18 protein-coding genes and 1 pseudogene are annotated in these 20,124 nt (G+C 73.8%); 9 read left to right on the top strand and 10 right to left on the bottom strand.

Annotation, left to right across the window (positions count from 1 at the left end):
• Positions 1 to 36 precede the first annotated feature (36 nt).
• The gene (locus tag FHR77_RS04630) at positions 37 to 1,416 is read right to left on the bottom strand and encodes an anthranilate synthase component I family protein (RefSeq protein WP_167259022.1); all 1,380 of its coding nucleotides are present in this window, start codon (positions 1,414 to 1,416) and stop codon (positions 37 to 39) included.
• 68 nt (positions 1,417 to 1,484) lie between these two features.
• Between FHR77_RS04630 and FHR77_RS04625 the strand changes: the two genes are divergently transcribed.
• Positions 1,485 to 2,306 (top strand): aminotransferase class IV, encoded by an 822-nt coding sequence (locus FHR77_RS04625; RefSeq protein WP_167259021.1) that lies wholly within the window; start codon positions 1,485 to 1,487, stop codon positions 2,304 to 2,306.
• A gap of 107 nt (positions 2,307 to 2,413) precedes the next feature.
• Here FHR77_RS04625 and cydC read toward each other — a convergent pair whose 3' ends face one another.
• The 4 genes from cydC to FHR77_RS04605 are packed head-to-tail and all read right to left on the bottom strand — an operon-like array spanning position 2,414 to position 8,263.
• Positions 2,414 to 4,147 carry a thiol reductant ABC exporter subunit CydC gene (cydC, locus tag FHR77_RS04620; protein ID WP_167259020.1) on the bottom strand — a complete coding sequence of 578 codons (1,734 nt, stop codon included), beginning with the start codon at positions 4,145 to 4,147 and terminating at the stop codon, positions 2,414 to 2,416.
• Positions 4,144 to 5,817 carry a thiol reductant ABC exporter subunit CydD gene (gene cydD, locus FHR77_RS04615; RefSeq protein ID WP_167259019.1) on the bottom strand — a complete coding sequence of 558 codons (1,674 nt, stop codon included), beginning with the start codon at positions 5,815 to 5,817 and terminating at the stop codon, positions 4,144 to 4,146. Before cydD ends, cydC begins: the two co-directional genes overlap by 4 nt.
• 10 nt (positions 5,818 to 5,827) lie before the next feature.
• A complete protein-coding gene (cydB, locus tag FHR77_RS04610) occupies positions 5,828 to 6,832 on the bottom strand; it encodes a cytochrome d ubiquinol oxidase subunit II (RefSeq protein ID WP_167259018.1) in 1,005 nt (334 codons plus the stop codon).
• Between the two features lie 18 nt (positions 6,833 to 6,850).
• A complete protein-coding gene (locus FHR77_RS04605; RefSeq protein WP_167259455.1) occupies positions 6,851 to 8,263 on the bottom strand; it encodes a cytochrome ubiquinol oxidase subunit I in 1,413 nt (470 codons plus the stop codon).
• A 172-nt stretch (positions 8,264 to 8,435) separates the two neighbouring features.
• Between FHR77_RS04605 and FHR77_RS04600 the strand changes: the two genes are divergently transcribed.
• Positions 8,436 to 9,110 carry a VTT domain-containing protein gene (locus FHR77_RS04600; RefSeq protein WP_167259017.1) on the top strand — a complete coding sequence of 225 codons (675 nt, stop codon included), beginning with the start codon at positions 8,436 to 8,438 and terminating at the stop codon, positions 9,108 to 9,110.
• A 103-nt stretch (positions 9,111 to 9,213) separates the two neighbouring features.
• On the opposite strand, the gene FHR77_RS04595 is transcribed toward FHR77_RS04600, so the two are convergent.
• From FHR77_RS04595 to FHR77_RS04575, 5 genes are all read right to left on the bottom strand, one after another.
• Positions 9,214 to 10,146, bottom strand: coding sequence for an ABC transporter substrate-binding protein (locus FHR77_RS04595; RefSeq protein WP_307803312.1), 933 nt, complete (start codon positions 10,144 to 10,146; stop codon positions 9,214 to 9,216).
• A complete protein-coding gene (locus FHR77_RS04590; RefSeq protein WP_167259016.1) occupies positions 10,143 to 10,886 on the bottom strand; it encodes an ABC transporter permease subunit in 744 nt (247 codons plus the stop codon). The genes FHR77_RS04595 and FHR77_RS04590 overlap by 4 nt, the downstream gene beginning before the upstream one ends.
• Entirely contained in the window at positions 10,883 to 11,566 is a 684-nt protein-coding gene (locus FHR77_RS04585) for an ABC transporter permease subunit (RefSeq protein WP_167259015.1), read from the bottom strand. The genes FHR77_RS04590 and FHR77_RS04585 overlap by 4 nt, the downstream gene beginning before the upstream one ends.
• Positions 11,563 to 12,450 carry an ABC transporter ATP-binding protein gene (locus FHR77_RS04580; protein WP_167259014.1) on the bottom strand — a complete coding sequence of 296 codons (888 nt, stop codon included), beginning with the start codon at positions 12,448 to 12,450 and terminating at the stop codon, positions 11,563 to 11,565. Before FHR77_RS04580 ends, FHR77_RS04585 begins: the two co-directional genes overlap by 4 nt.
• Positions 12,451 to 12,633: 183 nt before the next feature.
• Positions 12,634 to 13,281 (bottom strand): TetR/AcrR family transcriptional regulator, encoded by a 648-nt coding sequence (locus FHR77_RS04575; RefSeq protein WP_243861365.1) that lies wholly within the window; start codon positions 13,279 to 13,281, stop codon positions 12,634 to 12,636.
• 172 nt (positions 13,282 to 13,453) lie between these two features.
• Between FHR77_RS04575 and FHR77_RS04570 the strand changes: the two genes are divergently transcribed.
• The 7 genes and pseudogenes from FHR77_RS04570 to FHR77_RS04540 form a co-directional block, all read left to right on the top strand.
• Entirely contained in the window at positions 13,454 to 14,176 is a 723-nt protein-coding gene (locus FHR77_RS04570) for an SOS response-associated peptidase (protein ID WP_167259012.1), read from the top strand.
• 35 nt (positions 14,177 to 14,211) lie between these two features.
• Positions 14,212 to 15,273, top strand: coding sequence for an App1 family protein (locus FHR77_RS04565; RefSeq protein ID WP_167259011.1), 1,062 nt, complete (start codon positions 14,212 to 14,214; stop codon positions 15,271 to 15,273).
• 68 nt (positions 15,274 to 15,341) lie between these two features.
• On the top strand, positions 15,342 to 15,740 hold the full coding sequence (locus tag FHR77_RS04560; protein ID WP_167259010.1) for a helix-turn-helix domain-containing protein: 399 nt from the start codon (positions 15,342 to 15,344) through the stop codon (positions 15,738 to 15,740).
• The gene (locus tag FHR77_RS04555) at positions 15,737 to 17,020 is read left to right on the top strand and encodes a HipA domain-containing protein (RefSeq protein WP_208380400.1); all 1,284 of its coding nucleotides are present in this window, start codon (positions 15,737 to 15,739) and stop codon (positions 17,018 to 17,020) included. Before FHR77_RS04560 ends, FHR77_RS04555 begins: the two co-directional genes overlap by 4 nt.
• Before the next feature lie 74 nt (positions 17,021 to 17,094).
• The gene (locus FHR77_RS04550; protein WP_167259009.1) at positions 17,095 to 17,424 is read left to right on the top strand and encodes a DUF6504 family protein; all 330 of its coding nucleotides are present in this window, start codon (positions 17,095 to 17,097) and stop codon (positions 17,422 to 17,424) included.
• 106 nt (positions 17,425 to 17,530) lie between these two features.
• Complete coding sequence (gene pnuC / locus FHR77_RS04545; protein WP_167259008.1) at positions 17,531 to 18,220, top strand: nicotinamide riboside transporter PnuC; 690 nt, start codon at positions 17,531 to 17,533, stop codon at positions 18,218 to 18,220.
• A 44-nt stretch (positions 18,221 to 18,264) separates the two neighbouring features.
• A pseudogene (locus tag FHR77_RS04540) lies at positions 18,265 to 20,067 on the top strand (glycoside hydrolase family 15 protein); the annotation flags it as partial.
• Positions 20,068 to 20,124: the final 57 nt, after the last annotated feature.

Here is a 20,124-nt window from a genome sequence, read left to right as displayed (position 1 = left end):
GTGGTCCGCACGGGGCGGCGACCGCACCGGGGCAGATCACGAGGAGGCGCCTCCCGCGGGGACCCCCAGCGCGCGCAGCAGCGCGGTCGCCTTCCAGGCCACCTCCGCCAGCTCCTCCCGCGGCACCGACGACGACGTCACTCCCCCGCCGACCCCGACGGTCGCCCGGCCGTCGGTGACCACGACCGAGCGGATGGCCATCGCCCAGGAGGCGCTGCCGTCGAGGCCGAGCACGCCGACGGCGCCGGAGTAGACGCCGCGGGGCGCGCGCTCGCCCTCGGCGAGCAGCTCGACGGCGCGGCGCTTCGGGGCGCCCGTCATCGAGCCCGCGGGGAAGGTCGCCTCGAGCGCGTCCAGCGCGCCGAGGCCCGGCGCGAGCCGGGCCGTGACCGTGCTGACCAGCTGGTGCACGGCCGGGTAGGAGCGCACGGCGAACAGCTCGTCGACGACGACGCTGCCGAGGCGGGCGACGCGGGTGAGGTCGTTGCGCACCAGGTCGACGATCATCAGGTTCTCGGCGAGCTCCTTCTCGCTCGTCGCGAGCTCCGCGGCGAGGGCCGCGTCGGCGACCGGGTCGGCGGAGCGCGGCCGGGTGCCCTTGATGGGCGACGAGCTCAGGACGCCGCCCCGCGAGACCTCGAGGAACGACTCGGGCGAGGCGCCCGCGACCGCGGTCCCGCCGATGCGGACGAACGACGAGCGCGGCGACGGCGACGACCGACGGAGGCGGCGGTACGTCTCGAAGGCGTCCACCGGCCCCGCGACCTCGTACGACGTCGTCGGGCAGAGCACGTACGCGTCGCCCGCCGCGATGGCGGCCTGGCAGCGGGCGACGAGGGCGAGGTACTCGTCGTCGCCGTGACGGCGGCGGACGGCACCGGGGCCGCGCAGTGCCTCCGGCTCCCCCGGCTCGCCGAGCGGGACGACGCCGGGCCAGGCCGCGGCCACCGACCGCGCCCAGTCGTCGGCCGCGAGGGCGACCAGCTCGACCTCGCGGGCGGCGTGGTCGAAGACGAGGGCGCGGTCGGTGCGGAGCAGGGCGACGTCGGGAGGCGCGGTCTCGTCGACGGGGAGGCCGGCGGTCACGGACGGCGGGCTCCCGCGCCCCGGCCCCACGGTCGCGTCGCGGTCGAGCAGCCACGTGCCCGCCCCGTAGCCGAGCCAGCCGGCCCAGCCGAGCGGCGCGGCGTCGTCGCGGCCGTCGGCGAGGTCGTCGCGGAGCAGGGCCCAGAGCCGGCCGAGCTCGCCGTGCCGCGCGGACGCGGTGACCCGGTCGCCCCACAGCAGGACGGACCGGCCGGTGACGGCCCCGTGCCCGGCGTCGAGCCACACGACGTCGCCGTCGGGGGCGAGGGCGGCGACGACGGCCTCCGGGTCGGCCCAGGGCAGGGGGCGGCGGAGGACCGTCGGGCGCATGGACCGAGTGTAGGAGCCCCGGGCGCCCTGGGTCGGGCCGGCTCCCGTGCGGCGCTTAGCCTGGGGGCATGAGCCTCGCGACGACCCTCCGCTGGCACGACGGACGACTCGTGGACGACGAGGTCGGCGAGGCGGGCGGCGGGGACGGCGACGCCTCCCGTGACGACGGTGCCCCGGAGGCACGCCGTGACCCGATCCGCGTGGCCGACTCCTGGCTCGTCGTCGACGGTGCCGTCCGGGCCCTCGACGTGCACCGCGACCGCTTCGCCGGCTCGGTGAGGCAGGCCGCGCCGGGGCTCGACGTCGACGCCTTCTGGTCGACCGCCGTCGCGGCCCTGCCTCGCGAGGGACGGTGGTTCCCGCGCGCGGAGCTGCTCGGCGACGACCTCCGCCTGCAGCTGCGGCCGGCCCCGGAGCCGCGACGGTCGGTCGTGCTGGCCACCGCCTCCTCCGACCCCCGCACCGAGCCGCTCGTGAAGGGGCCGGACCTGGAGGCACTGGGCGCGCTGCGCCGGGAGGTCGCGACCCGCGGCGCCGAGGAGGCCGTGCTGCTCGACGGCGACGGCTGGGTCGTCGAGGGCGCGTGGAGCTCGCTGCTCTGGTGGCGCGGCGACGCCCTCTGCATGCCCGCGGACGACCTCCCGAGGCTGCCGGGCGTCACGGTGCGGACGGTGCTCACCCTCGCGGCCGTGCTCGGCGTCGACGTGCTGCACGAGCGGGTGACGCCGGAGCAGCTCGACGGGTTCGAGATCTGGTCGCTGAGCGCCCTGCACGGCGTGCGCATCGCCACGCGGTGGGTCGACGGCCCGACGACGGCCGAGGAGCCCGGTCGCCTGGCGACCTGGCAGCGACGACTCGACGCGCTGCGCCGACCGCTGCCGGCCGCCTGACCGCCTGACCGCTTGACCGCCTGACCGCCTGACCGCGACGGCACGGTCGACCGGCGTCCGCAAACGGCAAACGGCGCCCGGCGCGGCCGGCAGCCCGCGGACCCCAGTCAGCCGACGTCGCGCAGCACGCCCCTGTCGACGCGCACCCGGCGGGTGACCAGGGCCGCGGGCACGGGGACGTGCGAGATCAGGACCACCGTGGTGCCGTCGTCGCGCGCCGCCTCGAGGAGGTCGGTGACGAGGCGGTCGGCCAGCTCGGCGTCGAGGCCGGCCGTCGGCTCGTCGAGCACGAGCACGGGGAAGCCGCGGAGCAGGGCGCGGGCGAGCGAGAGCCGCTGGGCCTGCCCGCCGGAGACGAGCGCGCCGCGCTCCCCCGGGCGGGCGTCGAGGCCGCCCCGCTCGCGGACCCAGTCGCCGAGGTCGACGCGGTCGAGCACGGCCAGCAGGTCGTCGTCGGTCGCGGTGTCGCGCGCGAAGAGGAGGTTCTGCCGGATCGACTCGTCGAAGAGCCACGGCGACTGCTCGATCAGGCCGACCGTGCCCCGTACGCGCTCGGCGCCGAGCGACCGGACCGACGTGCCGCCGACCTCGTACCGGCCGCGGTGCTCGAGGAAGCGCACGAGGACGGCCGCGAGCGTGCTCTTGCCGGCCCCGCTCGGGCCCTCGACGACGACGCGGTCGCCGGCGCGGACCTCGAGCGTCGCGTCGACGAGGGAGTCGGTCGCGGCGCCGGGCCAGCGCGCCGAGACGTGCTCCAGGCTGAGCACCGGCAGGTCGGCCGGGAGGGCGGCCGGGCCGTCGCCCCCGTCGCGCCCGTCGACCTCGACCTCTGCCTCGTCGAGCTCGTCGACCACGACCTCCGCCGGGGCGACGAGCGGGGCGGCCGACTCGACCCGGGCCCCGCTGGCGCGCACGCGACGCCACGCGACCACCGCGGTCGGCACGGCCCCGACGACCTCGAGCACGGCGATCGGCACGAGGGCGACCAGCGCGAAGGCGGGCCCGCGCAGCTCGCCCGCGGCGACGTCGCCCGCGGTCGCGAGCACCACGCCGACCACCGTGGCGCCGGAGACGAGCGACAGGAGCGCCGCCACGAGCCCCGCGGTGGTGGCGCGCCGTCGGGAGGCGCGGCGCAGGTCGTCGTCGAGGGCGGCGACCCGGCGCAGCTGGCCCTCGAGCGCGTCGAACGCGACGAGCACGTCGAGCGACTGGACCGTGTCGAGCACGGCGCCGGAGAGGGCGCCGCGGCGGGCGGCCAGCGCGGCCTCCGTGCCCGTCGCGAGCCGGTCGGCGAGCACGACGCCGACGACGAGCGCGACGACGAGGCCCCCGGCCAGCACCAGCGCCGCGCGGGGCGAGACCACCGCGACGCCCACGACGGCGGCGACCCCGGTCACGCCGGAGACGACGAGGGGCTGGACGACCCGGAGCGGCAGGTCCTGGAGGGCGTCCACGTCGGAGACGACCCGGGCGAGCAGGTCGCCGCGGTCGGTGCGGCCGAGCCCGGCCGGCGCGACGCGCGACAGCCTGCGGTAGAGCTCGGTGCGGACGACCGCCAGCTGACGGAACGACGCGTCGTGGCTGGAGAGCCGCTCGAGGTAGCGGAACGCCGCCCGGGCGAGGGCGAAGGCCCGCACCCCGACCATGGCCATCGTGAGGTAGAGGATGGGCGGCTGCTCGGCCGCCCGCGTGATGAGGTACGCGGAGGCGGCGAGCAGGGCGACGGCCGAGAGCGCGCTGAGCGAGCCGGCCGCGATGCCCGGGCCCGAGCGCCGGAGCGGCGGCTGCGCCGTGCGGAGGAGGGACGGGCCGGGGGCCGCGCCGGTGCGGGTGACGGTCATGCGGGCAGCTCCTCAGGGGCCATCGCGGGGGTGGGGGCAGGGGCAGGGGCAGGGGCAGGGGCGAGCACGACGACGTCGTCCGCCGCGTCGCGCACGGCCGCGCGGTGCGTCACGACCACGACGGCGACGCCCCGGGCCGCGACGCGCCGGAGCCCCGCGACCACGGCGGCCTCGGTGACGGCGTCGAGGGCCGACGACGGCTCGTCGACGAGCAGCAGCCGGGCACCGCGGCGCTCGACCCGGTACAGGGCCCGGGCGAGGGCGACCCGCTGGGCCTGCCCGCCCGAGAGGCCGCCGCCGCCCGCGCCGAGCACGAGGGCCGGGTCGACGTCGGGGGCTCCCGCGGCGCGGAGGGCGGCCGCGACCGCGGGCGGGTCCACCTCGTCGCCGAGGGCGACGTTCTCGGCCACGGTGCCCGAGACGAGGCCGGCGCGCTGGCCCGACCAGGCGACGTCGCCGACGACGCAGCCGCGGTCGGCGTCGCGCCAGCGGACCTCGCCGCCGTGGGGCGCCTCCCCCCTGACCGCCGCGAGCAGGGTCGACTTGCCGACGCCGCTCGGCCCGGTGACGGCGGTGACCCGGCCCGTCTCCGCGACGAACGACGTGGCGGCCAGCGAGACGACGCCGCCGCGCTCGACCGACACCCCCGAGACGACGAGGGCGTCGCCTGGCTCGACGGGGTCGGCCGTCGCACGCGCGGGCGTCGGGCCGGTCGCTGGCCCCTCCTCCAGGACGGCGAACACGCCCTCGGCCGCCGCGACGCCGTCGGAGGCCGCGTGGAACGCCGCCCCCACCTGACGGAGCGGCAGGAACGCCTCGGGCGCCAGCAACAGCACGAACAGCCCGACCGACAGGGCGAGCGACCCGTCGACCAGCCGGATGCCGACCGAGACCGCCACGAGGGCGACCGACAGCGACGCCGCGAGCTCGAGGGCGAAGCCGCTGAGGAACGAGACGCGCAGCACGGCCATGGTGTGCCGCCGGTGGTCGTCCGTGAGCCGCCCGATCCGCTCGACCTGTCGACGCTCCCGGCCGAAGACCTTGAGGGTGGAGAGCCCCTCCACCGCGTCGAGGAAGGAGGCGGCGAGGGCCTGCAGGCGCTCCCACTGGCGATCCTGGGCGGCCCGGGTCGTCCAGCCGATCAGCACCATGAAGAGCGGGATGATCGGCAGCGTCACCAGCACGATCACCGCGGACAGCCAGTCGCTGACCAGCATCACCCCGACGATCAACGGCGTCGCCAGGGCGGTGAGGAGGAGCTGGGGCAGGTAGCGGGAGAAGTACTCGTCGAGGGCGTCGAGGCCGGGGCCGACGAGGGTCGTGAGACGGGCGGAGCCCCGCTCGGCGACCCACTCGCGGCCGCGAGCCGTCACCGCCGCGAGGACCCGTGCCCGGAGCTGGCTCTTGACCGTCGCTGCGGTCCGGGCCGCCACGGCCTCGAGCGCCCACGACGTGGCCGACCTCGCCACGACGGAGACGGCGAGCACGACGAGCGCCTCGCCGGTCGCTCCCGCCCCGGTGCCCTCGACGACGCTGACGACCGCGCGGGTGGCGCCCCAGGCGACCCCGACGACGCTCACGGTCTGCAGCACGCCCAGCACGGCCCCGAGCACGAGGAACGCCCGGGCGGCGGAGGCGTACCGCAGGAGGCGCGGATCGAGCGGCTTCACGGCCCTCCCGTCAGTGCGCCGCGACGGGGATCGCCGCCCGCGTCACGCGCTTGCGGAAGATCCAGTACGTGAAGCCCTGGTAGGCGAGGATCAGCGGCACGAAGACGAGCGCCACCCAGCTCATGACGGTGAGCGTGTAGGTCGAGCTCGCCGCGTTGGCGATGGTGAGGCTGTTCGCCGGGTCGTTGCTCGCGGGCATCACCGCGGGGAAGAGCGCCGCGAACAGGCTGACGACGGCGAGGCCGATCGTCACGGCCATCGTGGCGAACGCGACGCCCTCACGGCCACGGAGGTTCGCGACGAACGAGGCCACCAGCGTGGCCGCCGCCGCGACGGAGAGGACGGTGGACGCCAGCGTGCCGTGCATCAGCGACGTGGTCGCGAGGAAGCCCGCGGCGACCACGATCGTCGCCGCGCCCGACCGCACCGCGAGCCGACGTGCCCGCTCCCGGATCTCGCCGTCGGTCTTCAGCGAGACGAAGACGACGCCGTGGGTGAAGAAGAGCAGCAGGGTCGTGAGCCCGCCGAGCAGCGCGTAGGGGTTGAGCAGGTCGAGGAAGGTGCCCGTGTAGTTGAAGCCGGCGTCGAGCGGCACGCCCCGGACGACGTTGGCGAACGCCACGCCCCAGAGGAATGCGGGCACGGCCGAGCCCACCGTGATCATGAGGTCGAAGCGGCGCTTCCACCGCGCCTCCGGCCGCTGGTGGCGGTACTCGAACGAGACCCCGCGGGCGATGAGCGCGAGCAGGATGAGCAGGAGGGCCAGGTAGAAGCCGCTGAACATCGTCGCGTACCACTCGGGGAAGGCCGCGAAGAGCGCGGCCCCGGCCACGATGACCCAGGTCTCGTTCAGGTCCCAGACGGGCCCGATGGTGTTGATCAGGACGCGGCGGTCGGTGTCGTCACGGCCCAGGAAGGGCAGCGACATGCCGACGCCGAAGTCGAACCCGTCGAGCACGAAGTAGCCGACGAAGAGGAAGGCGATGATGCCGAACCAGAGGGTGGGGAGGTCCATGTCAGGGTGCGCCTTCCATCAGTAGACGGTCGCTTCGTGGGTGACGGCGCCGGTCTCGGCGTCGACCCTGGGGGGCCCGGCCGGGCCCTTCTGGGCGGCGCGGAGGATGAGCCGGAACTCGACCACCGCGAGGGTCCCGTAGATGGCCGTGAAGGCGAGCAGGGAGATCAGCACCTCGAGGCCCGTGACGTTGGGCGAGACGCCGTCGGCGGTCTTGAGCAGGCCGAAGACGAGCCAGGGCTGGCGGCCCATCTCGGTGAAGACCCAACCGACGACCATGGCCAGGAGCGGCAGCGGGAAGGTCCACACCGCGGCCCGCCACACCCAGCGGTTCTGGGGCAGGCGCCCCCGGCGCGTGACCCAGAGGCCGACGACCGAGACCATGACCGCGACCATGCCGAGGCCCATCATCCAGCGGAACGACCAGTAGGTGACCCAGATGATCGGGGTGTAGTCGCCCGGGCCGTAGAGCTGCACGTACTGGGCCTGCAGGTCGTTGATGCCCTCGACGGTACCGTCGAACGTGTGGGTGGAGAGGAACGAGAGCAGGTACGGCACGCGCAGGCTGAACAGCTCGTGGACGCCGTCGGGGGTGCCGAGCGTGAAGATCGAGAAGGAGGCGTCGGCCCCCGTCGAGGTCTTGTACAGGGCCTCCGCCGCCGCCATCTTCATCGGCTGCGTCTCGACCATGGCGAGGCCGAGCTGGTCGCCCGTGAGCACGGTCAGGCCACCGGCGACGACCATCGTCCACAGGCCGAAGCGCAGCGCGGGGCGCATCGTCTCGAGGTTCTGGTTCCGGCTCAGGTGCCAGCTGGCCACCGCGACGATGACGGCGGCGGAGACCATGAAGCAGGCGAAGATCGTGTGCGGGAAGGCCGCCAGGGCCACCTTGTTGGTCAGCACCGCGACGATGTCGGTGAGCTCGGCCCGGCCCTTCTCCTCGTTGATGTCGAAGCCGACGGGGTTCTGCATGAAGGCGTTGGCCGCGATGATGAAGTACGCCGACAGGACGCTCCCGACCGTCGCGCCCCAGATGCTCGCGAGGTGGAGCTTCGCGGGCACCTTGTCCCAGCCGAAGATCCAGACGCCGATGAAGGTGGCCTCGAGGAAGAACGCCAGCAGGCCCTCGAGCGCGAGGGGCGCGCCGAAGACGTCACCGACGAAGCGCGAGTAGTCGGACCAGTTCATGCCGAACTGGAACTCCTGGACGATGCCGGTCACGACGCCCATGGCGAAGTTGATCAGGAAGATCTTGCCGAAGAACTGCGTCAGCTGGAGGTAGTGCACCCGGCCGGTGCGCACCCAGGCGGTCTGGAAGGCGGCGACGGTGAACGCCATGCCGATCGTGAGCGGCACGAACAGGAAGTGGTAGATGGTCGTGAGGCCGAACTGCCAGCGGGAGAGCAGCAGCGGATCGAGCAGCTCGGTCATGAGCGGCCCGGCCCGCGGGTGGTGAGGGTCGAGAGCACTGTCGTCTTCTTCCTCGAGGGGGACGGAGGGCGTCACGTCGGCGGGACGATCTCAGCGTAGGACGATCGTTAGACAACACCCGTTGCATAGGGGGGCGGCCGCCTCACGGCTGCCTGTGAATAGGATCGGCCGGGTGAACGACGTGCTGACCGGCCTCCTCGACCTCGTGCAGTCGGTCGACCCGCTCCTCCGGACGCTCCTCGCGGGGCTCGCGATGGTGCTCGAGACCTCCGTGCTGCTCGGCCTCGTCGTGCCCGGCGACACCGTCGCCATCGTGTCGGCGACCGCCGTCGCGTCACCGCTCGAGGGGGTGCTGCTCGTCGCCGCGCTGGTCGTCGGCTCGCTGGTGGGCGAGAGCGTCGGCTTCGCCCTCGGCCGGCACTTCGGCCCCGCCATCCGGCACAGCAGGCTCGGACGGAGACTCGGCGAGGCGAACTGGGCCCGGGCCGAGGCCTACCTGGCGCGGCGGGGCGGCATCGCCGTCTTCATCTCCCGCTTCTTGCCCGTGCTGCACTCGCTGATCCCCCTCACGGTCGGCACGAGCCCCATGCGCTACCGCACCTTCCTCACCTGGACGACGCCCGCCTGCCTGCTCTGGGCCACGGCGTACGTGTCGGTCGGCGCCGCGGCGGCCGGGAGCTACCGTGAGCTCGCCGACCAGCTGCACCACGCTGGCTACGTCTTCGTCGGCATCGTCGCCGCGTTCCTGGTGCTCGTGCTGGTGGTGAAGAAGGTCGTCCACCGGCGGGAGGCGCGGCACATGGGGCACGGGGACGGTCGCCCCCCGGAGGACGACGCCCACCTCTGAGCCGCGACGCCCGCCCCCGGCGCCTGCCCCCGGGCCTGTCCCGGCACGACGGAGGGGCCGGGCGCTGTGCGCGCCCGGCCCCTCCGCTGGTGTGGACCGACGATCAGCCGATGAGGTCCTTCGACGTCAGGTAGTCCTTCGCGATGGTGGCCGACGACTCCTGGTCGGTCTGGCTCTTCGCGTTGAGCTCCTGCAGGTCCTTCGCCGACAGGGCGGCGTCGACGGCGTCGATGATGTCCTGCGCGCCCTGGTCGACCTTGTCGGAGACGATCGGCACCACGTTCTGCGGCAGGATCATGTTCTCCGGGTCGTCGAGGGTGACGAGGTCGTTCTCGGCGATCAGCGGGCTGGCCGTGTAGACGTCGGCGAGCTGGACGCTGCCGTCGAGGAGGGCCTTGACCGTGAGGGGCCCGCCTCCGTCGTCGATCGGGGTCGAGGTGACGTCGACGCCGTAGATGCTCTTCAGCCCGGGAGGGCCGTAGGGGCGCTCGGCGTTCTCCGGCGGCGCCCCGACGGCGAGGGTGCCGTCGTAGTCCTTGAGGTCGGCCAGGCTCGTGATGTCGTTCTCCTCGGAGAACTCCTTGGTCACGGTGTAGCTGTCCTGGTCGGACGCCTCGGAGGCGGTGAGCGCGGTCAGGCCCTCCGGGAGGGCGTCGGCCAGGGCGGCCTCGACCTCCTCGGGCGACTTCGCCGTCGACTCCTTGTCGTAGTACTGCAGGAGGTTGCCGGTGTACTCGGGGAAGACGTCGATGTCGCCGGACTCGAGCTCGGGGAGGTAGACCTCGCGCTGGCCGATCTGGTACTCGCGCTGGACGGTGTAGCCGCCGTCCTCGAGGGCCTGGGCGTAGAGCTCGGCGATGATCTCGTTCGAGTAGTACTGCTGCGAGCCGACGACGATGGTGTCGGACGACGCCGAGGCATCTCCTCCTCCGTCGCTCAGCGGGTCGCTCGACGCGCACCCTGCCAGGGCCACCATGGCCCCGATCGCGACCGCACCGAGAACGGTGAGCCGGCCTTTCTTCGCTGTGTTGATCACTGTGTTCCTTCCTGGAGGGATGTTGCCTTCGCCGCGGCCGACCGGGAGGTCGTCACGCGGGTGTCGAGGGGGCGCCCCGCGGCGGTGACGCCGGCCGGGACGACGAGTCGCTGGAGCACCGAGAAGACGACCTCGAGCACGACGGCGAGGGCGATCACGACGATCGACCCCGCGAACATCTGCGTGTAGTCGTTCGACCGGAGGCCCGTGAAGATGTAGATGCCCAGGCCGCCGGCGCCCACGGTGGCCGCGATGGTGGTCGTGGCGACGACCTGCAGCAGCGCGGAGCGGAGCCCGCCGATGAGGAGGGGCAGGCCGAGCGGGAGCTCCACGCGCGTGACGATCTGCCACTCCGTCATGCCGACCGCGCGGGCCGCGTCGATCGTCGCGCGGTCGACGGCCTCGAAGCCGGAGTACGCCCCGGCGAGGATGGACGGGATCGCGAGCACCACGAACGCGATCATCGGCGCGCTGATGCCGATGCCGAGCAGGAGCGCGAGGAGGAAGACGATGCCGACGGTGGGCAGGGCCCGGACGCCGCCGGTGAGCGCGACCGCGACCGTGCGCCCCTTGCCGGTGTGCCCGATCAGGAACCCGAGCGGGATCGCGACCACGGCCGCGATGAGCACGGCGATCACCGAGTAGGTGACGTGCTGCCCGAGACGGGCCGGCACGCCGTTCGCCCCCGTGAGGTGGACCGGGTCGCCGAGCCACGCCAGGGCGTCGAGGAAGGCGTTCACGCGGTCACCTCCCCGGCCTGGCGGACGCGGCGCCGGTCGCGCGCACCCTGGTCGGCCCAGGGCAGGAGGACGCGACCGAGCAGGACGAGCAGGCCGTCGAGCACTAGGGCCATGACGATCGTCAGCACGATGCCCGTGCCGATCTCGGCGAGGATGCTGCGCTGCAGGCCGTCGTTGAAGAGCAGGCCGAGCCCGTTGATGCCGAGGATGCCGCCGACGGTCGCGAGGCTGACGGTGCTGACGACGACCACGCGGAGACCGGCGAGCAGGACGGGGCCGGCGAGCGGGAACTCGACGCGCCAGAAGCGCTGCCAGCCGGAGTACCCCATCGCCGTGGCCGACTGCAGCACGTCGGGCTCGACGGCCCGCAGCCCGTCGGCGGTCGAACGCACCATGAGGGCCACGCCGTACAGGGTCAGCGCCACGATGAGGTTGGTGTTGCTCCGCAGCGGGTAGAGGCCGATGATGCCGGGCAGCGCCACGAGCAGGGCGAACGACGGCACCGCGTAGATGAGGCCGGAGGCGGTGAGCAGCACCCCGCGGACGACCGGGAAGCGGTTGGCCAGCCACCCGATCGGCAGCGAGATCACGAAGGCCAGGATCACGGGCGGCACGCTCAGCCCGAGGTGGACCAGCGTCTTGTCCCAGATGTAGTCGGTGTTCGACCAGATCCAGTTCACGACGCGTGCCCACCCTGCGCCGGGGCACCCGGCGCCCCGGGGGCACCGGCCTCTGCCTGGAGCACGGGCACGGGCTGCGTGAGGACGCCCGTCGTTCGGCCGGACTCGTCGACCACGACCTGGCCCGTCGCGGTCTGCTCGATGTGCAGCGCGCGCTTGCCGCGGTTCGACCCGACGAAGTCGGCGACGAAGTCGCTCGCCGGGTCGGAGAGGATCTCGGCGGGCGTGCCCTGCTGGGCGATCCGGCCGCCCTTCTCGAGGATGACGACCTGGTCGCCGAGGTAGAAGGCCTCGTCGATGTCGTGGGTCACGAAGACGACGGTCTTGTCGAGCTCGCGCTGCAGCCGGATGAGCTCCTGCTGGAGGTCGGAGCGGACCAGGGGGTCGACCGCGCCGAACGGCTCGTCCATCAGGAGGATGTTCGGGTCGACGGCGAGGCCGCGGGCCACGCCCACGCGCTGCTGCTGCCCGCCCGAGAGCTGGCTCGGGTAGCGGTCGGCCAGCGAGCGGTCGAGGCCGACGGTGTCCATCAGCTCCAGCGCGCGCTCGCGGGCCTCCTTCTTGCCGATGCCCTTGAGCACGGGCACGGTGGCGATGTTGTCGACGACCTTGCGGTGCGGGAGCAGGCCCGAGTTCTGCATCACGTAGCCGATGCTGCGGCGCAGGGCCACCGGCTCGAGGCCGGCGATCGACTGACCGTCGATCTCGATGGTGCCCGAGGTGGCGTCGACCATCCTGTTGATCATCCGCAGGATGGTCGTCTTGCCGCAGCCGCTCGACCCGACGAAGACGGTGGTCTTGCGGGAGGGGATGACGAGGCTGAAGTCGTCCACGGCGCGGGTGCCGTCGGGGTACTGCTTGCTCACCGAGCGGAACTCGATCATGGGTGGCTCATTCCTCGTGGGCAGCACGGATCGACACTTGCCAGGGCCACCACCCAACCACACTCCCCCGACGGGGGCACCTCGTCGCCGCCTCCGTGGCCGAGTCGTGACGTAGAACGGCCGCCCACGCCGCGCTGGGCGGACGACGGCGGCCGGGCCGCGGAGGGACGGTGAGGAGGCGGGTCAGGCCACCGTGAGGACGGGCTCGAGATAGCCCCGCACGGCTCGACGGCACTCCTCGACGAAGCGGGGGTCGCCGTCGCCGCCGGCGACGAAGGCCCGCGCCAGGAGCGCGTCGCCGATCTCGACGACGACCTGGACGGCCAGGTCGCTCGCGTCGTCGCGGACGACGCCGAAGCGGTCGGCGAGGAGGGCGGAGAGGCTCTCGGCCAGGGGGTGCGCGGCCGGCGCTCCCCCGTCGGCGCCCAGCTCGGGGGCGTCGCTGAAGCTCACGGACCGGAAGCCCGGCTCGGAGCGGTACATCTCGACCTCCGTGTCGATGACGGCGTCGAGGGCCTGACGCCAGTCGTCGACGCCGTCGGCGGCCACCGCCGCCGACACGCCGGCGACGAGACGCTGGGTGCAGCGGAGCGCCAGGGCGTCGACGACCGCGATGCGGTCGGGGAAGTAGCGGTAGACCGTGCCGATGGAGGCGCCGGCGCGCTCGGCGACCATCGCGGTCGTGAGCCGCTCGTAGCCGATCTCGTCGATGATCGAGGCCGCGGCGTCGAGCAGGCCCGTGAGGCGCGCGGTGCTGCGCGCCTGGACCGGCTCGTTCCTGAGCAGTGACGATCCCCCGGGCAGTGCTTCATTGACGTCGGTGACGAGCAACGTTCCTCCTTGGTGCGGTGCCGGCGGGTGCCGGGCACGGTGCTGGACGTCGGAGCCGGCCGTCGGTCGACGGCGGCGCGCAGGCCCGCCTGGCCGGCCTCGCAGGCGCCCCGTCGGGGGCTCCGGCGACCGGGTGTCGGCCACTGTCGGTCGCTGCCCCGAGAATGGACGCATGTGCGGACGATTCGTGATGGCGCGCGCCTCGAGCGACCTGGTGGCCCTGTTCGACGTTGATGTATCGGGTGACACTCTCCCAGACCCTTCCTGGAACATCGCTCCGACCCGCCCGGTGTCGCTGCTCGTCGACGCCGCGCCCCGGGGCGACGACGCGGGCGGGCCGCCGGTGCGACGGCTCGCCTCGGCGCGGTGGGGCTTCGTCGCGGCGGGCTCCCCCGGCCCCGTCGGCGCCCCCCTCTTCAACGCCCGGGTCGAGACCGCGGCCGAGAAGCCGACCTTCCGCGAGGCCGTCGCCTCCCGACGCGGGCTCGTGCCCGCCAACGGCTGGTACGAGTGGCAGGTCCGGCCGGACGGCAGCAAGCGCCCGGTCTACGTGAGCCTGCCCGACGACGAGGTGATGCTCTTCGCCGCCCTGTACGAGTGGTGGCGCGACCCGGCGGCCGCCGTGGGGTCGCCGTCTCGGTGGCTGCTCTCGACGGCGGTGCTGACCCGCGCCTCCTCGGGGCCCTTCGCCGAGGTGCACGACCGCATGCCCGTGCTGGTCGGGGCCGACGTCATGGACGACTGGCTCGACCCGGAGACCGAGGGCGACGACGACCTGCTGCAGGGGGTCTCGGGGCTCGTCGACGAGGTCGCCGCCCGGCTGCAGGTGCACGAGGTGTCGCCCGAGGTCGGCCGCGTCGGCGTCGACTCGCCGTCGCTGGTCGACCCGGTCTGACCCGTCAGCGTGCGGCGGCGTGGGAGGATGACCGCATGCCCGACCCCCGAACGGTGACGTCGTCCGCCGTCGAGCCCCTCCTGCACCGCGCCGCCCGACTCGAGAACTCGGTGCACCGGTTCCGCGAGAAGCGGGCCCGCAAGCGGGGACTGCTCCCGACGATCGTGCCGTACTCGGGCTACGGCTCGGCCGGCTGGGTGCGGGTGCTGTCGCGCGTGCTCCTCACGCGCACGGGCTCGCTCGACGGCACCGACCGCCTCAACGTGCGCGGCTGGCGGAGCTTCACCAGCGTGCCGGTCGAGCGGGCCGTCGTCGACGTGACGGTCGGCGGCCGCACCGTGCAGGTCACCACCGACCGCGGCGGGGTGCTCGACGCCCGGATCGAGGTCGACCTCGAGCCGGGGTGGCACCTCGTCACCCTGAGCACCGAGGGCTCGCCGCCGATCGAGGCCCCCGTGGTCGTGATCGACGCCGACGCCCGCTTCGGCATCGTCTCGGACATCGACGACACGGTCATGGTCACCTCGCTCCCCCGCCCCTTCCTCGCGGCGTGGAACACCTTCGTGCTCAACGAGCACGCCCGGCGCCCGGTGCCCGGCATGGCCGTCCTCTACGAACGGCTGCACACGGCCGCGGGCGGCTGCCCCGTGATCTACCTGTCGACCGGCGCCTGGAACGTCGCGCCGACGCTGTCGCGCTTCCTGTCGCGCAACCTCTACCCGAGCGGCCCGTTGCTGCTGACCGACTGGGGGCCGACCCACGACCGGTGGTTCCGCAGCGGCCGCCTGCACAAGCAGGGCTCGCTCGACCGTCTCGCCGAGGAGTTCCCCTACATGCGGTGGCTGCTGGTCGGCGACGACGGGCAGCACGACGAGGAGCTCTACGGGCGGTTCCTCCGCGACCACCCGGAGAACGTCGCGGCCGTCGCGATCCGCCAGCTGTCGCCCAGCGAGGCCGTCCTGGCCGGCGGGCGCTCGCGCTCCGAGCACGCGCAGGGCAGCGACGCCGTCTGGGTCTCCGCCCCGGACGGCGCCGGGCTGTGGGAGCAGCTCGTCGACACCGACGTCGTCCCCCGCTCGGGAGACACCCGCCTCTGATACAGGGAAATCCCGTCATGGGAGGCGTTCTTGTGTCTTATCATCAGAAGATCAGGTACAGGAGCGACATGACCGAGATCACCGACCAGCCCGACGCTGCCCGCTCCACCCAGGAGTGGGAGGTGCGGATCGGCGCCCAGGTGCGTGCCCGACGCCTCGACCAGGGCCTCGACCAGATCTCGCTCGCGCGCCTCGCCGACGTGTCGACCAGCACCCTCCAGTCGCTCGAGAACGGCCGTGGGAGCACCGTGCGGAGCCTCGTGCGGGTGCTGCGGGCGCTCGGGGCGGAGTCGGCCCTCGACACCATCGCCCCGCACAGCGACGTGAGCCCGCTCGACGTGCTGCGCTCGGCGCCGGCGGCCCCCCGCCGTCGGGTCTACCGCCCCCGGGGCCCCCGGGCCAGCCGCGTCGTGCGCGACGACGCGGGGCGACGCGGCGAGCGCTCGTCCGGAGGGGCCGGCGAGTGAGCTGGGTGCCGGTGCCCGCCGTCGAGGTGAGCGCCTGGGGCATGCGCGTCGGCGCGGTCGCGCCCGACCCCCGGCTCGGCGCGTACGTGTTCGAGTACTGGCCCGACTGGGTCGAGCGGGGCATCGAGCTCGCGCCGCTGACGATGCCCACCCGGGTGCGGCGCCACGTCTTCCCGCAGCTGCCGGAGGCGACGTTCCACCGCCTCCCCGCCCTGCTGGCCGACGCGCTGCCCGACGACTTCGGCAACGCGGTGATCGACGCCTGGCTGGCCCGGCAGGGCGTCTCGCGGGCGGCAGTGACGCCGCTCGACCGGCTGGCCTACATGGCCGACCGCGCGATGGGCGCCCTCGAGTTCCGGCCTTCGCGGGGCCCGCGCCACCGCACGACGAGCGCGGTCGAGCTGAGCGCCCTGGTCGAGGGCGCCCGGAGCGTGCTCGACGGGAGCTTCGCGGACGACGAGGGAGCGGAGTCGGCGATCCGGTCGCTGATCCAGGTGGGCACCTCGGCGGGCGGGGCGCGGGCCAAGGCCGTCGTCGCCTGGGACAGGGCGACGGGCGAGGTGCGGTCGGGCCAGCTCCCGGCTCCCGAGGGGTTCGAGCACTGGCTGCTGAAGCTGGACGGCCTCGGCGCCGACGTCGAGCTCGGCCAGGGCTCGGCCACGGGCCGGGTCGAGTACGCGTACTCGCTGATGGCGAGGGCGGCGGGCATCGAGATGAGCGAGTGCCGACTGCTCGAGGAGGGGGGCCGGGCGCACTTCATGACGCGGCGGTTCGACCGGTCGCCGGAGGGCAAGGTGCACTCGGTCACCCTCTGTGGGACTGCGCACCTCGACTACCGGCAGCGCCAGGCCCACGACTACGGGCAGCTCTTCGACGCCGTCGCCCGGCTCGGCGGCGGGCCCGAGGCGCGGGAGCAGGTGTTCCGGCGGATGATCTTCAACGTGCTCGCGGCCAACAACGACGACCACACGAAGAACGCGTCGTTCCTGCTGAGGTCGCCGACCGCCCCGTGGGAGCTCTCCCCCGCCTACGACGTGACGTTCGCGCACAACCCGACCGGCCGGTGGACGTACCAGCACCTGATGGGGGTGGACGGCGTCTTCCGCGACGTCGCGCGGGCCGACGTCATGAGGCTGGCGGACCGCCACCTCGTGCCGGGCGCCTCCGACGTCGTCGACGAGGTGCGCGACGCGGTGGCGCGCTGGCGGAGCTTCGCCGACGAGGCGGGCGTCCCCGGCCGCGTCGTGGGCCACGTCGAGGAGTCGCTGCCCCGCTGGTGACTCCCCCCCCCTGGCCGATGTCGGTGGGACTTCGTACACTCCTGGTCGAACGTACATTCGAACGAGGAGGCGACGTGAAGGTCGACGAACAGGTGCCGGTCGAGACCACGGAGGGCGGGGCGCCCCTCCGCTTCGTCTGGCGCGGGGTGGTCTACGGCGTCGTCAGCGCCCCCGAGATGTGGATGACCCGTCGGGAGTGGTGGCGCTCGGCGCCCCGGGCGCCCCGGGGCCTCGGGGCGGAGCTGCTCGAGCTGCCGGTGTGGCGCGTCGACGCCCTGCCGCTCACCGACGGGGCGCACCGCGTCGACGGCACCTTCGACCTCGCGCTCGACCCGGCGGAGGGCGGCACCTGGCTGCTGCTCGGCGTCTACGACGACACCGTCGAGCAGCAGCTCTTCGCCTGAGGGGGCCGACACCCGACGAGCGCCCGGGGCACCGGCGAGCGCGGCGGGAATGCACGGCCCGCCGGAGCCGTTCTCCCGCTGGGCCTCGGCAGACAGGGAGGTGCCCATGACCGTCATCCGGTGGTTGTTCGACGCGCAGCTGGTGATCGGCGACCAGACGATCCTCTGGCGCGAGATCGTCGGCAACGTGTTCGGGCTGCTCAGCGCCCTCGGCGGGATGCGCCGGAAGGTGTGGGCCTGGCCGGTCGGCATCGTGGGCAACGCCCTCCTCTTCACCGTCTTCCTCGGGGCGGTCTTCGACACGCCCGACCCGGTCAACCTCCTCGGCCAGGCCGGTCGGCAGGTCATGTTCATCGCCGTGTCGATCTGGGGCTGGTGGCGCTGGCGCCAGAGCCGCGGCGGCGACGCGGGCACCGCGGTCGAGCCGCGCTGGGCCGGTGCCCGCAACCGGGCCCTGCTCGTCGTTGGCCTTGTGGGCGGCACCGCCCTGCTGACCCCCGTGTTCAGCGCCCTGGGCTCCTACGAGCCGGTCTGGGCCGACGCCTGGATCTTCACCGGCTCGCTGCTGGCCACCTGGGGCATGGCGAAGGGCTGGGTGGAGTTCTGGCTCATCTGGGTCGCGGTCGACCTCGTCGGCACGCCCCTGCTCTTCAGCGCCGGCTACTACGCCTCCGGGCTGATGTACGTCTTCTACGGCGCCTTCACGCTCGCCGGGTTCTTCGTCTGGGCCCGCGCCAGGAGGCAGAAGCCGCTGGTCGAGACCCAGTGGCCCGACCCCACGCTCCAGCGCCGCTGACCGCGGGCTGAGGGGGCGACTCCCCCCGGCGTGCTCACCACCCCGTCTGGTTCGATGGCGCCATGCCCCTGCCCATCGAGAACTACGCCCTGATCGGCGATCTGCACACGGGGTGCCTCGTCGGCTCCGACGGCAGCATCGACTGGTCGTGCCTGCCGCGCTTCGACTCCGCCTCCGTCTTCGGCGCCCTCCTGGGCGACCGCGACCACGGCCGCTGGCTCGTCGCGCCGGCGGAGGCAGGGGCGACGGCGACCCGCCGCTACGTCGACGACACGTTCGTGCTCGTGACGCGCTGGACGACGTCGACCGGCGTCGTCGAGGTCACCGACCTCATGCCCGTCGGCGACCGGCGGGCCGACGTCGTGCGTCGCGTGACCGGCGTCGAGGGCACGGTGCGGATGCAGGAGGACCTCCGCATCCGGTTCGGCTACGCCGCCGCGCTGCCCTGGGTGCGCCAGCTGCCCGAGGGCGACGAGACCGCCCTCGTGGCCATCGCCGGCCCCGACGCGGTCGTGGTCCGCGGGCCCCACCTCACGGCGGCCGACCACACCCACGCCGCCGAGTTCGACGTGGCGGCCGGCGAGACCGTCGACATGACCTTCACCTGGTACCCCTCGCACCGCGAGCCGCCGACCGCTCCCGACGTCGACGCCGTGCTGGCCGACACCGTCCGCTGGTGGCAGGCCTGGGCCGCCCGCTCGCAGGAGCCTTCGGCCTACGACCGCGAGGTGCGCCGCTCGCTGCTCATCCTCCGGGCCCTCACGAACGAGGACACGGGCGGCATCGTCGCCGCCGCGACGACGAGCCTGCCCGAGTCGTTCGGCGGCTCGCGCAACTGGGACTACCGCTACGTGTGGCTGCGCGACGCGTCGATGACCCTCCAGGCGCTCATCCTGCACGGCTTCGCGGAGGAGGCCGAGAAGTGGCGCGGCTGGCTGCTCCGCGCGATCGCCGGCGACCCCGCCGACGTGCAGATCATGTACGGGCTCGCCGGCGAGCGGTACCTGCACGAGAGCGAGCTGGAGCACCTGCCGGGCTACGAGGGCGCCTCGCCCGTCCGGCTCGGCAACGCCGCGTTCACGCAGTACCAGGGCGACATCTTCGGCGAGGTCATGGTCGCGCTGCACGAGGCCCGCCAGCTCGGGGTGGCCGAGTCCGAGTACTCGTGGCCGCTGCAGCGCGCCTTGATGCAGTACGTCGAGGACAACTGGACCCGCCCCGACAACGGCATCTGGGAGATCCGCGGCGAACCGCAGCACTTCACCCACTCGCGCGTCATGATCTGGGCCGCCCTCGACCGCGCCGTCCAGGGCGTCGAGCAGTTCGGGCTCGACGGGCCCGTCGACCGGTGGCGGAGCCTCCGCGACGAGGTCCGTGCCGAGGTCGAGGAGCAGGGCTGGGACGCCGACCGGGGCACGTACACCCAGCACTACGGCTCGGCCGAGGTCGACGCCTCGCTGCTGCAGCTCGCCCAGGTGGGCTTCGTCGCCCCGGACGACCCGCGCATGATCGGCACCGTCGCCGCGATCGAGCACGACCTGCTGCAGGACGGCCTGCTGCTCCGCTACCGCACCGAGTCGGGCGTCGACGGCCTCGAGGGCACGGAGCACCCCTTCCTCACCTGCTCGTTCTGGCTGGCGGAGCAGTACGCCCGGTCGGGGCGCGTGGAGGACGCCGTGACGCTGATGGACCGCCTCGTCGGCTGGTGCAACGACGTCGGCATGCTCTCGGAGGAGATCGAGGTGGCCACCGGCCGCCACGTCGGCAACACCCCGCAGGCGCTCTCGCACCTGGCCCTCGTGCGCGCCGCCGACGCGATCGGCGGGGCGCTCGACGCACGTCGCTGACGCGATCGGCGGCGCGCTCGACGCACGGCGTTGGCGGAGGCCCGTCCGTCGAGACGG

This window comes from Frigoribacterium endophyticum (assembly GCF_011759585.1).
In the GTDB taxonomy this organism is placed as follows: Bacteria; Actinomycetota; Actinomycetes; order Actinomycetales; family Microbacteriaceae; genus Frigoribacterium; species Frigoribacterium endophyticum.
The sequence above is the reverse complement of the archived record's forward strand: the minus strand, read 5'-3'. Positions and strand labels throughout refer to the sequence as shown.

Coding starts and splice junctions, on each gene's coding strand:
- FHR77_RS04630 (WP_167259022.1), bottom strand. CDS start 1,416: ATGCGCCCGACGGTCCTCCGCCGCCCCCTGCCCTGGGCCGACCCGGAG.
- cydC (WP_167259020.1), bottom strand. CDS start 4,147: ATGACCGTCACCCGCACCGGCGCGGCCCCCGGCCCGTCCCTCCTCCGC.
- pnuC (WP_167259008.1), top strand. CDS start 17,531: ATGACCGTCATCCGGTGGTTGTTCGACGCGCAGCTGGTGATCGGCGAC.
- FHR77_RS04625 (WP_167259021.1), top strand. CDS start 1,485: ATGAGCCTCGCGACGACCCTCCGCTGGCACGACGGACGACTCGTGGAC.
- FHR77_RS04570 (WP_167259012.1), top strand. CDS start 13,454: ATGTGCGGACGATTCGTGATGGCGCGCGCCTCGAGCGACCTGGTGGCC.
- FHR77_RS04565 (WP_167259011.1), top strand. CDS start 14,212: ATGCCCGACCCCCGAACGGTGACGTCGTCCGCCGTCGAGCCCCTCCTG.
- FHR77_RS04560 (WP_167259010.1), top strand. CDS start 15,342: ATGACCGAGATCACCGACCAGCCCGACGCTGCCCGCTCCACCCAGGAG.
- FHR77_RS04605 (WP_167259455.1), bottom strand. CDS start 8,263: ATGACCGAGCTGCTCGATCCGCTGCTGCTCTCCCGCTGGCAGTTCGGC.
- cydB (WP_167259018.1), bottom strand. CDS start 6,832: ATGGACCTCCCCACCCTCTGGTTCGGCATCATCGCCTTCCTCTTCGTC.
- FHR77_RS04580 (WP_167259014.1), bottom strand. CDS start 12,450: ATGATCGAGTTCCGCTCGGTGAGCAAGCAGTACCCCGACGGCACCCGC.